Source organism: Streptomyces antnestii (assembly GCF_004005495.1).
In the GTDB taxonomy this organism is placed as follows: Bacteria; Actinomycetota; Actinomycetes; order Streptomycetales; family Streptomycetaceae; genus Streptomyces; species Streptomyces antnestii.
Window position 1 is genome coordinate 900,780 of sequence record NZ_RZYA01000001.1, and the last position, 13,509, is coordinate 914,288.

8 protein-coding genes are annotated in these 13,509 nt (G+C 68.4%); 7 read left to right on the top strand and 1 reads right to left on the bottom strand.

Translation table 11 applies throughout. The features are described 5' to 3' along the window. Nucleotides 1-134: 134 nt before the first annotated feature. From EOT10_RS03825 to EOT10_RS03845, 5 genes are all read left to right on the top strand, one after another. Nucleotides 135-482 (top strand): hypothetical protein, encoded by a 348-nt coding sequence (locus tag EOT10_RS03825; protein ID WP_127826570.1) that lies wholly within the window; start codon nt 135-137, stop codon nt 480-482. A gap of 339 nt (nt 483-821) precedes the next feature. Continuing rightward, on the top strand, nt 822-1,892 hold the full coding sequence (locus tag EOT10_RS03830; RefSeq protein WP_127826757.1) for an AAA family ATPase: 1,071 nt from the start codon (nt 822-824) through the stop codon (nt 1,890-1,892). Between the two features lie 102 nt (nt 1,893-1,994). Continuing rightward, nucleotides 1,995-3,836 carry a VWA domain-containing protein gene (locus EOT10_RS03835; protein WP_127826571.1) on the top strand — a complete coding sequence of 614 codons (1,842 nt, stop codon included), beginning with the start codon at nt 1,995-1,997 and terminating at the stop codon, nt 3,834-3,836. A 93-nt stretch (nt 3,837-3,929) separates the two neighbouring features. Next, a complete protein-coding gene (locus EOT10_RS03840) occupies nt 3,930-4,406 on the top strand; it encodes a hypothetical protein (protein WP_127826572.1) in 477 nt (158 codons plus the stop codon). A gap of 628 nt (nt 4,407-5,034) precedes the next feature. Further along, nucleotides 5,035-5,532 carry a hypothetical protein gene (locus EOT10_RS03845; protein WP_127826573.1) on the top strand — a complete coding sequence of 166 codons (498 nt, stop codon included), beginning with the start codon at nt 5,035-5,037 and terminating at the stop codon, nt 5,530-5,532. A gap of 156 nt (nt 5,533-5,688) precedes the next feature. On the opposite strand, the gene EOT10_RS03850 is transcribed toward EOT10_RS03845, so the two are convergent. Further along, nucleotides 5,689-7,413, bottom strand: coding sequence for a stealth family protein (locus EOT10_RS03850; RefSeq protein ID WP_127826574.1), 1,725 nt, complete (start codon nt 7,411-7,413; stop codon nt 5,689-5,691). 834 nt (nt 7,414-8,247) lie between these two features. Between EOT10_RS03850 and EOT10_RS03855 the strand changes: the two genes are divergently transcribed. Both EOT10_RS03855 and EOT10_RS03860 read left to right on the top strand, forming a co-directional pair. Continuing rightward, nucleotides 8,248-9,810 (top strand): integrin alpha, encoded by a 1,563-nt coding sequence (locus EOT10_RS03855; protein ID WP_223280739.1) that lies wholly within the window; start codon nt 8,248-8,250, stop codon nt 9,808-9,810. An 8-nt stretch (nt 9,811-9,818) separates the two neighbouring features. Continuing rightward, nucleotides 9,819-13,508 (top strand): LamG-like jellyroll fold domain-containing protein, encoded by a 3,690-nt coding sequence (locus tag EOT10_RS03860; protein ID WP_223280740.1) that lies wholly within the window; start codon nt 9,819-9,821, stop codon nt 13,506-13,508. The last annotated feature ends 1 nt before the right edge of the window (nt 13,509 follow it).

Genomic DNA, 13,509 nt, shown 5'->3' on the forward strand with positions numbered 1-13,509 from the left:
GAATTCGCCATAATTAGCGTCGTGAATTCACGAGAATTCCAGCATTATCAAGCCTGAATACTGACTTCACTACACCCTCGTATCGAGCTATATTTAAATTGTTCCCGAAAAGGTGGGAACGGGAAAGGCTAAAAGTGCCCGGCGGAGGATTCTTCGAATGGGCGGACGAATGCGGAAAGGTGATTCGGGTGGGCGGGTATAAGGTGAATGCGGTCGAGCTGTGTCAGGCAGACGCACTGAACTGGATCGAGTTCGAAACGCTCGTGTGTCACGACGAGTGGGAAGACCTCGGTTTCGGCGAGTTCGGGGCCCGAGTGAAGTTCGGCGGAATTCTGGTGGCGGTCGAGAACGGTCACACCAGGGGCCGGGCCTGGTCCCGGGTCCGGGTGCGGGTCACCGCCCCGGTGACCGGCAAGCCCATCGAGATCACCTCGGTGCTCGGTGGGCACATCACGGTCACGCTGACCGACCTCGACGGCTGACCCCGGGCTTGGGCCCGCCGCGACCCTTGATTAACCCCCGCTGGGGTGCCGCGCGTAGCTGACACTCCACCCCGGCACGGCACCCCCACCACGCCTCGCAGTCCGCGCCTCGGCACCTCGATGCCCAAATCACCCCCACCCCCATCGCCAGCCCCTTGACGGACCCGCATGCCGGGCCCTCGGTGAGTGCTGGGCGAGCGAGGGCTGGCACGAATCCCCACCGATTTCTCCTTAAACCAGTGAGAGGAAGGCTTCGCCATGGCCGCAAGCACCCCTGCCCCCTCGACTTCCCCCTCCTCCGCACCGGGCAAGTCGCGCCCCGGTGAACTGCGGGCCCGGATCGCCGGGATCCTGGCGACCAGCCCGCAGGGTCGGTACACGGTGACCGAACTGGCCAAGCAGCTGGGGCATTCGGGCGGCGCGGTCGGCAACGCCTGCGAAACCCTCGTCACCCGGGGCGAGGCGGAGCGCCTCGGTGACAAGCCCCGTACCTACCGGGCGACTTCGGCCACGGCCGCCGCCGCACAGCACACCCCGGCCGCCTCACCGCTCAGCCCGCCCCGGCCCGCGCAGGCAGGTGCGGTCCCCGCCCCTGCACCGCCGCCGAGCGGGCGCCCCGGCCCGGTCACCCGGCCCAACGGGCAGCGCTACCACCCCAGGGCGCTGGCGAACCTGCCCGATGTGGAGGCGCTCCAGCGCCTGCGGGAGGCCAGCGTCCCGGTCCTCCTCTACGGGCCGCCGGGCACGGGGAAGACCTCCCTGATCGAGGCCGCCTTCGGGGACCTGCTCACGGTGGCGGGGGACGGGGACACCACGGTCGGCGACCTGATCGGGGAGTACACCCAGGATGACAAGGGCGGCTACGAGTTCATCTACGGCCCCCTCGTGACGGCCATGCAGGAGGGACGTGCCCTCCTCTTGGACGACGCGACCCTGATCTCCCCGAAAGTCCTGGCCGCCCTGTATCCGGCGATGGACGGGCGCAGGCAGATCCAGGTCAAGGCGCACAAGGGCGAGACGATCACGGCGGCCGAGGGGTTCTACGTGATCGCCGGGCACAACCCCGGCGTGCATGGCGCGGTCCTCACCGAGGCCCTCGCTTCCCGGTTCAGCATGCAGATCCAGGTCGGCTCCGACTACGACCTGGCCGCCTCCCTGAACATCAACCGCACAGCGGTACGGGTCGCCCGCAACCTCGCCACCCGCCAGGAGGCCGGAGAAGTCGGCTGGGCCCCGCAACTGCGCGAGTTGATCGCCTTCCAGAAGATCGCCGACGTACTCGGCACCGCCGTGGCCTTCGCCAACCTGGTCGGCATCGCACCCCTGGAAGACCGGGACACGGTCACCGAGATCGTCACCAAGGCCATCGGCAGCCCCATCACCGCCCTCGCCCTGGGCCGCCAGCTCTAACACCCCACCCCCGCCAGCCGGTTGCCGTACCGCCCCGGCGGTACGGCCCCGCTGCCCACCCACCCCGCCCCAGCCGCGCCGCAGTTTCGAAGGGACCCTGCCATGACCACGCTCGTCCCCGCTCACGTGCACCACCACCCGCCCGCCGTGACCGAGACGGAGGAGGCGCTCGCCCGCTGGGAGGACGACGGCGGCCCGCTGTATGACCCCGTGCCGCGCCCGGATGCCGCCGAGTGGTTGCGGATCTCGGCGGAACTGACCGAGCGGCTGCCCGAACTGGCCGGACGCGAAGACATCCTGGTGACCTGCGCCCCAGGCACCCTTTCCGGGGCCCCCGCCGCCTACTTTCCCGCCACCGCGAACCTCGAGATCGACGAGGCCCTGTTCACCCCGCACCGCCCCCGCACTCTGCACCCGCAACGGGCGGGGGACGAGGACCGCTACCCGGTGGCCTGGGGCGCGATGATCCACGAGGCCGCGCACGCAGCGCACTCCCGCTGGCTCACCCCCACCGTGCCGCGAGGCACAGCTCAGCGCGCGGCAGCCGAAATGCTGGAGGAATCCCGCGCCGAGGCGGCCCACCTCGCGCGCCGCCCCGACGACCGACGCTTTCTGCGCGCCACGGTGCACACGGTGCTGATGGCCGACATGATGGCCAACGCCCCAGCAGACCGGTGGCAGGCCGCCTTCGCGGCTGGGTTGCTGCTCGCCCGCCGCGATGCCGGAATCCTCGACCCGGACGAGAGCGAACCGGTCGAGACGGCGGTCACCGCGATCCTCGGCCCCGACCTCCTCGCCCAGCTCGCCGCGATCTGGAAGGCCGCACATGCCACGGCCGACGACGACACCGAGGCGATGCTCGCCCACGGCCAGGCCTGGTGTCAGGCCCTCGGCCAACAGCCTCAGGCCCCCGAACCACCCCTGATCCCCGGCGGCAGCGGGCCGGACGGCGGGGACGGCGCGTTGACCGAGGCGGTCGGTCAGACGGTTCGCGCGGTGCGCCGCAACGAACAAGCTCAGGCCGCCGCACGCCAACACGCCGATGCCGCACGCCACAACCGAGCACGGACCAAGGCCGAACACGCCGAGCAGCAGCGGCAGGCAACCCAGATCGCCGGGCAGGTGTTCGCGCCGGGCGCCCGACCGGTGCTGCCCGGCAGGCGCCCGGATAAACGCAGGAAGCTGCGCACTCCGGTGACCGGTACCCGCACCCCCACCGGGGCGGAGAGGGCGGCGGCCGGGCGCCTGGCCCGCGCCCTGCGGACGGCCGCCTACCGCGAACGCACCGCCATCATCACCGCCTCGGCGGCGCCTCCGGGCCGGTTGAACATGCGCCAGGCCCTGGCCCGCGACGCCCAGCAGGCCGCCGGAGCCGTACCCAGTGCCACCCCCTGGATCCACACCCAACGCAAGCACACCCCCACCCCGCCCCTCCGGGTCGCCATCGCGGTGGACGTATCCGGCTCCATGGGCGCGGCAGCCGGGCCGATCGCCTCGGCCGCCTGGATCCTCGCCCGTGCCACCGCCCTCACCGACCCCGACTCCCGCAGCGCCACCGTCGCCTACGACCGCGCCCTGACCGCGATCACCGCCCCCGGCCGCACCCCGGCCCGGGTCACCGAATTCGAGGCGACCGGCGGCGCCCACCGCCTCGCCGAAGCCATCGACGCCCTCACCGCCGGACTCGGCCTGGACCACCCCGGAGCGGGCCGCCTCCTGGTGATCGCCTCCGACGGCCACTACAACCCCGATGAAGCCGCCAGCGCCGCCGCGCGCATCACCGCCCTGCGCACAGCCAGGTGTGCGGTCCTCTGGCTTGCCTTCGCCCCCGGCGCCCGCCCCCTGGAGGGCGCCACCTTCCTCGAACTCACCGACCCCGCCCAGGCCGCCGCCGCAATCTCAACGGCCGCGAGCACCGCCCTCACCACCGCAAACCGCGCCTGACCACACCCCCGGGATCCATGGGCCGCGCACCTGCCAGGCGGGCGGCCCCATCCCCAATCACCGCACGGACTCACACAAGGGAGCACCCCTGCCATGACCTCGATCACCGAACGCGCCCACGCCGCCGCCGTGTTCATCCGCCACAACATGGCCGTCAGCCCGCACGGCCGCTACCGGGGCGAGGAACACGCCCGCACCGCCATCCGCCTGGCCGCGCTGCTCGGACTCGGCCTGGACCAGATCACCACCGAACCCGACTGGCGCCGTCGCCGCACCACACCCGGCGAGCCGGTACTGGCCACCGCCACCTGCCCCGACACGGGAGAGAAGTACCGCTTCCTGCTCCGCTACCCGGTCTACGAAGACGAGCCCTTCGAGCTGCTCGGTCCCTGCCCGGCATGCACAGGCGACGTCCCGGCCGCGACGGTCCGCCACCTCGCCGACCTCGGCGACCACCTGGCGCGCGGCCCCCTCCAGATCGCCGACTGCGACCGGCAGGACGGCGCCCCCGACACCTTCGACCGCGACCAGGGCCACATCGACAACTGCCGCTACGGCGAACAGCTCTAACGCCGTCCCGCACACCCCGGAACACGAAAGGGCAACCGCCATGACCAACCCGCCCAGCCGCCAACGCGGCACTGCCAAGACCGCTCCGCCCAGCACGAGTCCGCAGCCCGCCGGCCCGGTGGGCCCCGGCGAGCAGGCCGTACGGGATCTCCTGGGCCCCGATGCTCACCAGCGACTGCACGCCCAAGCCCAGGGCGACAGCCTTCACCATGCAATGGCCCAACTGGTCCTGGAAACCGCCCGGGAGGCCGACCGACTCCACGGCCGCCTCCGACTGCAGGCCGCCTACTCCCGCGACCGCCTCATCGAAGCCCTCAACGACCGCCGCACAACAGCCTTCATCCCGGTCACCGGACTGCTGGGCCCATGCGGGCACAGCACCGACCTCCTTGCAGCGCGTTGCGCTCAGCAGCTGAGCTCAGTCTCGCCCTCGACGCCTACTGCACCACCCACCCGACCACTTCCTGAAAACCTTGCATACCGTGCCCCGGGTGCCCGGATGGGCCCGGGGTGCGGCACCCGCGCCGCGACCCGGGACCCCTCACCCCTGCCTCGTTCGGCACCGGATCATCTCAGCGCACCCCGAAACCCCGCTGCTGCCCTCATCCTCCCGGAAGGAACGCCAGCCATGCCCCGAATCCATCTGCCGCTCCACTACCGCAACGCAGCGCATCGGATCCTCGCCCAAGCCCACATCCTGCTCGCCGCCGCGGGGCAGCAGGCCACTCGCCTCGAGGACGTACTTGTGCAGGCCGCTGCCGGCATCGAGGATGCTGAACTCTTAGACGGCGTTCCGCAGTCGCGAAGGCGGGCGGTGAAGGAGGCGGCCCGGTGCCTGCTGCTGTGCGCCGACACGGACCACCCCGCCCGGCTCACCGACACCGGCCTACTCGGTCATCTCACCGCGCTCGATCAACTCCCGTCCGCCGAGCGCACCACGCTGGTGGCGGAGGCCGTCCTCCGTACCGAGACCTGCCCCGTCGCCACCCTGAACCTGTCGCACCCCACGATCCCGGACCCGGAGCCGACTCTACGGCGCCGCGCTACACACCGCTGCCCCTGCGCGTGTGCCACGGGTGGGTTCTGCGGCGGCTGCGGCCACGCGGGCTGCACAGGACGGCGATGACCGGGCGCCTCCTCAGAGCTGCGCTCCATGCCGAACGCCCCGGATTACCGACTCCATCGCCGATGCGGACGGATACCAGCTATGGAGGGGCATGGCGCCGTGCAGAGTACGGGGCTGCCGTTGGTCTCGTGGCCATCGATGCGTGGGCCAGGTTGGTCAACCTTCGAATCGGCTGGGGAAGGGGAAGTACGACTCGAGAAAGGTGCGGAGCTCGGTGGTGATGCGTTCCTGCTCGGATTCTGGGGTGTTGACGTCGTTGAGGCAGAAGAAGTCATAGCGTCTGGTGCGGGCCAGTTCGGCGAGCCCGGCGGACGCGTCCGGGTGCGCGACATCGATGTAGCGCAGGTTGTACTTGCCTGGCACGGCCCGGCCGGTGAGGTAGGCGTGGTGGTGGTGCAGGGACGCCGTCATCGCGATGTCCGTCACGGATCGGAAGCGCGAGCTGCTGGTGCGCGCCACGTCCTCGGCGAAGCGCTCCTCGGCTTCCTCCATGACGGCGCGGATCTGCGGTTGGGGAGTGTGCATGAACTTGTTCGTGGTGAATCGCCCGTGAGCGTCGAACAGCAGCCTTCGTACGTTCTTGCCGGCTGAGTTGGGTGCGGGCTCGTCGGGGTGGGGCTCGCCGAGGCCGAGTTGGAAGGGTGAGAAGGGGATCTTCGCCACGCCGTTGCCGTGGAAGAAGTGTCCGGCCGTGACGGGACGGCCGAGAAAGAAGTCGTCGTTGAAGTACAGATATCGCTCGGACAGGCCGGTGATGTGGTGCAACTGTGTCTCGACGGCGTGCGAGTTGAACACCGGGAGTGCGGTGGGATCGGCGAAGATGTCCTTGTGGTCGACGATCTGGATACCGGCGGCTGCCGGGTTCAGCCAGGCAGGCGTCTGTCCGTCGGTGACGACGTAGACGTTGCGAACAAACGGGGCATACATGTCGAGCGACCGCAGGGAGTACTTCAGCTCGTCGTGACTGGTGTATCGGGAGGCGCCGGTCTCGCGGGCGTGGATTCGCGGTTTGCCCACGCGGTATGACTCCCTTCTGGCTCGCAGTTCGGGGTCGGAGCCGTCCACCCAGGTGTAGACGACATCGATGGGGAAGTCGACGGTGTCCATGCGTGGTTGGAGGAAGTCGGCGTAGGTGGGGTGTTCGCGGCCGGCTACTTTGCGCGCGGCCGGTACGCGCGCGGCTTTGGGCAGCACGTCGGTGACGGAGTTGAGGCGCGGGGCGACCAGCGAGTCCGCCAGCACCTCCTGCGGGGGCTGGGTTCGCAGTGTGACCGCTAGCTCGGAGCCCATAACCTTCGCGCCGTCATGCCAGAACTCCACGTCGCAGCCGAAACCCAGATCGGCGAGCAACTGGCCGTCCGGGCCGAGCAGCAGCTCGCCGAAGCGGATTGTGTCCTGGCGTTTGAGGTCCTTGGGCAGTGCTCCGTCCGCGTACAGCACGGCGTCCTGGGGCAGCGGATCGCTGCCTGGTCTCATCGCGTACAGCGGGCTGGAGCCGTACATCTGGCGCAGCGCGACCAGTAGTCGCTTGCGGTCGCCGTGACGCATGCCCACGACGTGGCGGGTGCGCGAGCGGCCGGGGACAAGGAAGTACTCGATCCCGGAGTGCTCCAGTGCGTCGCTCACCAGCTCCAGGTTGTGGGCGGAGGCGCCGGCCGCGGTGAAGGTGTGCACCACCCGTCCGTAGAGCGTGCGGCCCTCGACGGTCACCGTCCGCACATCGCCATCGGACTCCAGCAGGGCGCACCGCCGTGCTGCGATCTGCTCCTGGCGTTTGCGTTCCGCGGCTGCGGCCTGAGCGCTGGCGCGCCGCCCGGCGCGCTCGTTGCGTATCCGAGCGGGCAGCATGCGCTCTCCGAGCGCTTGGATGCGTGGGGGCATGAATGCTCTACCTGATCTTTTGTCGTGAATACGCCGGTTACGCAACGTGGGGTGGGCGGCGCAGGAGTCTGGCTGAGGTTCAGGGCGACCTGACTGTCCGATGAGGAGCTGGCTCTCGGGATTGCAGCCAACCTTCGGGGCGTTCATTTTGAGCCACTCGGAGACCGGAATGGGTACATCTGTCCAGTTCGGCCGGTGCGTCGAAATTTGGCCATTCGGAGACTGCGAATGCGGCGTACCCCTTGCCGCAAGGTGCCTTGGGTGGCTGGATTTTGCGGAATTTCTAGGACGGATATCCCTCGCGGGTGGGGGATATTCGTGGCTCGCCAAATGGGCCGATTCACCTCTACCGGCCACATCGGTTGCGCCGTCGCGTGAGGGGTGGCGAACCGGCCGACCGGTCACGCAAACCACCAGGTCATCGAACAGGTGCTTCACAGGTTCTTCATGCTCGACACCTCTGAAACTGAGTCCGATTCATCACGTTTTGCCACTCGCCTCACGTAGTGGGCTGGATTGCTGCAGGTGGACGTGCCCACGTTCCAAACTCCCCGAGGGGGGCAAGGTAAAGAAACTATGAAGCCTGGTTAACGTCCCGTCAAGCTTCAGGTGAACGGTTTTGCCCGACTTGACGACTATTTAAGTGGAAGGTGCTAATCCAGTTCTTTGGGGGATTTGGGTAAACGCTTGACATGTGGCTATTCCCGCTGGCTAGGTTTGCGGCCGCTCGGGTGTGCGGGTAGGTGCGGATTCTTTAATTTCGCTCTGCATGTACGCGAGTGAATCGATAAAACGGAATACGAGGGGTGGGGTGGGGTACTCATGCTCAGACGCATGAGCGTGGCCGGATTGGCCGCGGGGGCAGCAATGGTTCTCGTGGCGACCGGAGGGCTGGTTTCGGCGGGGCACTCGGCGGCTGCGGCAACCGCGTGCACCGGAGGAACCGCAACGGACTTCAACGGCGACGGCGTCACGGACACCGTCGCCAGTGATCCGTACGCGACCGTGAACGGCGCAGTGCGGGCCGGGCTGGTCCGGGTCGTGCTGGGCGGCGGCAAGGGGGTCTTCGAGATCTCCCAGGCCACCAGCGGGATGACCGCTACGCCGGAGCGCGGCGACCAGTTCGGGGCCTCGCGCACCGCATACGACGCCGATGGCGACGGCTGCACGGACCTGGTGGTGGGCGCACCATATGAGGACGTGACGAAGGATGGTGCCGATCTGCACGATGCCGGCGCGATCTACGTCATCCACGGCACGCCCACGGGCATCGGCACCGGCTCGGCCATCGAGAGCTACACCCAGGCCCAGTTCGACCCGAACACGGTGACCGAGGAATACGACCGCTTCGGCTTCGCCCTGCAGTCCGGCACCACCTCAACCAGCCTTCCATACCTGGTCATCGGCGCGCCCGGGGAGAACGTCACCAGCGGAGGCAAGGACTACGCCGACGCCGGCTGTATCCACTACATGCAGGGCACGACCAAGACCACCGCCAACCAGGACGACGCCGGGGTCCCCGGAATCGTCGAGGCCCACGACCGGTTCGGCTACTCGCTCACCGGAACGAACCGCTTCTTCGCGGTAGGAGCCCCCGGCGAGACCATCGGCACCGACGCCTCGTTCGCCGGCGCAGTGACGGTGTTCAACCACACCATCGCCAGTGGTGTGCCCACCGCGCTGGTGGGCCTGGACCAGGCGGAGGCCGGGGTGGGTTTGGCCGGCACGGCGGAGCCCAACGACCAGTTCGGCACGTCGATCGACATGACGAACTTCCGCCCCAGTGGCCAGACGTACAACTCGGATGCCCTGCTGGCAGTCGGTACGCCGACGGAGTCGGTCGGCACGGTGACCGACTCCGGCGCCGTGTCGGTGATCCGGATCCAGCCCTCGGGTACCTACACAGAACTGGCGGCGATCGATGCTTCCGCCGACGGGGTCGACGGGTTCCCGACGAAGGGCGACTTCTTCGGCCAGAGGGTAGCTATTGCCAACACTGACACCTCGGTGGTGAGCAGCGATGCCACCATCCGCCTTGCGGTGGGCATCCCGGGGCGCGACGTCGCGGGGGTGAAGGACGCCGGAGTCGTGCAGATCCTGCGCCCCCTGGACGTCTCGATCGGCGCCAACGACAAGATCATCACCCGGGCGGTGAGCGGCAGTGTTCTGCCTGGAACCGCAACCGCACGCGACTACACCGGCATCAGCCTGACCGCTGGGACCACCAACCTCTATGTCGGCGTGCCTTACAGCAAGGCATCAGACACCCCCAAGGGCGCTCTCTACAGCATCCCGTGGACGGACATCACCGGATCCACCACGACGGGTACCACCACGTTCAAGCCGGGCGCAGGGGGGATTCCTGACGCGGGAACCTCCTTCGGCGTGGTCGGGTGACGGGCGACATGGCAAGAGAGAAGAACCCCAACATGAAGTGCCATGCGCTCGGCAACCGCAGACAGCGCCGCGCCGCCGTCATCGCCACTACCCTCACCGCGCTCCTGGCCACCGGCCTCGGTGTCGTCCCCGGCCTCGGCGCCGCGCCCCAGCCAGCGGCCGCCGCGACGCGCGACCCGCAGACGGCAGCCGGTACGGCGGAAGCCCAGACCAAGGCCGCCAAGTCCGGGAAGAAGGTGGAAGTACTCGCACTGCGCGACGAGCGCAGCACCACCGTCGCCAACCCGAACGGCACCTTCACCACCACCGAATACGTCCAGCCCATCCGTACCCGCAAGGACGGCAAATGGACGGACATCGACACCACACTCGTCAAGCAGCGCAACGGAACCTTCGCACCGAAGGCTGCCCTGACGGCCATGACCTTCTCCGGCGGAGGTGACAAGACCTTTGCCGGGATCGAGAAGGACGGCCGCTCCCTTTCCCTGGACTGGCCGCACAAACTGCCCAAGCCGAAGATCGACGGGGCCACCGCGACATACGCGAATGTCCTGCAAGGCGTCGACCTCCGAGTCACCGCCAGCGCCGAGGGCTTCTCGCATGTCCTGGTCGTCAAGAACGCGAAGGCCGCCGCGAACCCCGAACTTGGCCGGCTCGAACTCCCGGTGGACACTGGCTCCGTCAAGCTGAAGAAAACGCAAGACGGTGGTCTGCAGGCTCAGGACAGCGGCGGCGGGGGCACGGTCTTCGAGGCGCCCCAGCCGATGATGTGGGACTCCAGCCACACGAGCCAGACGCCGGACTCGGCGACCCCCGCACCCTCCGCATCCCCGTCAACTCCCGCGGACGCCGGGACCGGGACGGACGGCGCGGTGACGCCGCCGGACGGCGCCCAGGTCTCCGATGTTGCAGTGGACACGGCCCGTGACACGGTGACACTGACCCCTGACGCCGCCCTCCTCAAGGGCAAGGACACGGTCTACCCGGTCTACATCGACCCCGTGTACAAGACCGCGAACAGCACTGGCTGGACCATGGTGTCCTCTTACTACTCCTCCTCGGAGTTCTGGAAGTTCAGTGACGACGAGGGCGTCGGTCGCTGCCCCGCGGACGTGTCCTACCGCTGCACCAGCAGCAGTGACGTCAAGCGGCAGTTCTTCGCGATCCCCACGGGGACCTTCGAAGACAAGCACATCGTCAAGGCTGAGTTCGCGGTCACGATGGTGCACACCTACAGCACCTCCGCACGCGAGGTGCAGCTGGGCCGGGTCAACTCGAGCGGGGCGAGCGCCATCAGCTCCTCGACGAACTGGGGCAACCAGCCCTCCCTGAAGGACGCCATCACCTCGCAGTCGCCCACCAATCCGGCAGGCTCCTGCACGTCCACGAACCAAAACGTCCGCTTCAACGTCGCGAACACGGTCCAGAAGGCCGCGGACAGCGGCTGGGACACCACGACGTTCCGCCTCAAGGCCGGCGACGAAGGCGACTACTCCTACTGGAAGCGGTTCTGCGGCAACGCCCATCTCGAAGTCACCTACAACCGGCCGCCCCTGCAGCCGGACATGGATGACCTGCAGATGACGCCGGGCGGATCGTGCGAGTACGGCAACGCGATCGACCACGCCGTTTCCGACCCCCCTAAGCTGTCCGCTTTCATCAAGGACTACGACCACCGGGACATCGGCAGCAACTCGGAGACTCTGCAGGCTCAGTTCCACGTGTTCTGGACGGTCGGCAGCACGACGTACGACAAGTACACACTGTCGAAGAAGATAGATACAACCGACGCCTCGAAGAGCGGCCAGACCGGTGGCGCCCACTTCACGTACACCGTGGGCACCAACTCCCTGGACGACCCGAACGACGCGAGCTACACGATTCCGCAGAACGTGACCATCGGCTGGGCGGTACGTGGCTCCGACGGTGAGTCGTGGGGGCCCTGGAGTCTCGAAGGAACGGCCACGCGCTGCGAGTTCATCTATGACTCCACGAGACCGAAGGCCACGGTGATCACCTCGGCCCAGTACCCGAATGACGATGTCTGGCATGCGGGCATCGGAGACTACGGCAGCTTCACTCTCGATTCCCCGTCAGCTGATGTGGTGAGGTACGAGTATCGCTTCAAGGGCGATGAGAAGGGAACGTGGAGATCAGTCGACGCTGAATCCCCAGGTGGTCCGGCCACGGTCCGATGGATGCCGCCGGACGAGGGGCCGATGTATGTGCAGGCCCAGGCCATCGACGCCGCCGGTAACCCGCAGAGGGCCTACACCTCATATGTCTTCCTCGTCAGTGACGGACGCGCGCCGGCTGCCGGATGGACGCTCGGTGACGCCAAGGGTTCGGCCACCGCTGCCGGCATGGGCGGCGCTCCCGCCGCAACACCTGGTTCCGGTGTGACCTTCGGCGATGCGGGACCTCTTGGCCCCACCGACACCTCCGCCACCCTCGACGGCAGCGCGAACGCCTACCTGGACGCCGGCCAGCCCGCAGTCGACACCAGCGGCACGTTCTCGGTGAGCGCCTGGGTCAACCTGCCCGCGCGCCCCACCGACGACGTCACCATCGTCAGCCAGGACGGCACGGCCAGCCCCGGCTTCGACCTCGGCTACGACGTGGACACGGCGTCCTGGACGTTCCGCACCCCGTTCAGCGACATGGAGTCGATGGGGTCATGGAAGGTGTCCGGCGCCACCGCGGTGCCGGGCAGTTGGACCCACCTCATCGGCGTGTACGACAACGAGTTGGGCACACTCAGCCTCTTCGTCAACGGTGACCTGATCAAGGAAGACGTCCAAAAACGCCGCACCAAGTGGAACGCGACAGGCAGCCTCCAGATCGGCCGCAAGCTCTCCCTGGACGGCTACACCAGCAACTTCAAGGGCAGCATCGCGGACGTCAAGGTCTACGACCGCGTGGTCCCGGAAGCCGAGGGCCAGGAACTCGGCGGGGTCTCCGCGAGCCAACTCGCCTACTGGCAGGTCGACAGCGCCACCAGCGGGGTCTCCCCCGAGGACGCCGCAGGCACCGGCCTGACCCTGGGCGGAGGCGCAGCGATCTACCTGCCGGACGACTCGTGCGACCCGGCGGCGGACCCGGACTGTGTACCCCCGGCCGAACCTCTGTGGGGTGACGGGCACCTGGCCCTGAACGGCACCGATGCCTACGCCACCCGCGCGGCCGGACTTCTGTCCAAGGAGGACAGCTTCACGCTCACCGCCCGAGCCCGCCTCGCGTCCGCGGGGTCGGCCAAGGACCAGACGGCCCTGTCCCTGGCGGGCACGAACGGCAGCGCCGTCACCGTGAAGTACCTGGCCTCCGCCAACCGCTGGCAGCTGGCGGTCACCGACAAGGACGGGGCCGGCTCGACCACATCGGCGATCAACGCCGCCGCGGTCGTTCCCAGCAGCGCGGGCGACGGCGATCACCTGGCCCTGGTCTACTCGGCGGTCTTCGGCGACGTGCTGCTGTACGTCAACGGCACCCTGGCCGCCCATGAGCCGTGGGACAACACGTGGGACTTCACCACCGCCTCGCTGCAGGTCGGCCGGAGCCTGAGCGGCTCCGCCGCATCCGGCTACTTCTCCGGCGCGGTCGACGAACTGCGGATGTACCGCGGGGCGCTGGACGCGAGCATCGTGCCCACGGTCGCGGTGCTGCCGGCGGGCTCGAGCATCGAGGAGACCGTCACCTGAC

Coding starts and splice junctions, on each gene's coding strand:
- EOT10_RS03835 (WP_127826571.1), top strand. CDS start 1,995: ATGACCACGCTCGTCCCCGCTCACGTGCACCACCACCCGCCCGCCGTG.
- EOT10_RS03855 (WP_223280739.1), top strand. CDS start 8,248: ATGAGCGTGGCCGGATTGGCCGCGGGGGCAGCAATGGTTCTCGTGGCG.
- EOT10_RS03845 (WP_127826573.1), top strand. CDS start 5,035: ATGCCCCGAATCCATCTGCCGCTCCACTACCGCAACGCAGCGCATCGG.
- EOT10_RS03860 (WP_223280740.1), top strand. CDS start 9,819: ATGGCAAGAGAGAAGAACCCCAACATGAAGTGCCATGCGCTCGGCAAC.
- EOT10_RS03840 (WP_127826572.1), top strand. CDS start 3,930: ATGACCTCGATCACCGAACGCGCCCACGCCGCCGCCGTGTTCATCCGC.
- EOT10_RS03850 (WP_127826574.1), bottom strand. CDS start 7,413: ATGCCCCCACGCATCCAAGCGCTCGGAGAGCGCATGCTGCCCGCTCGG.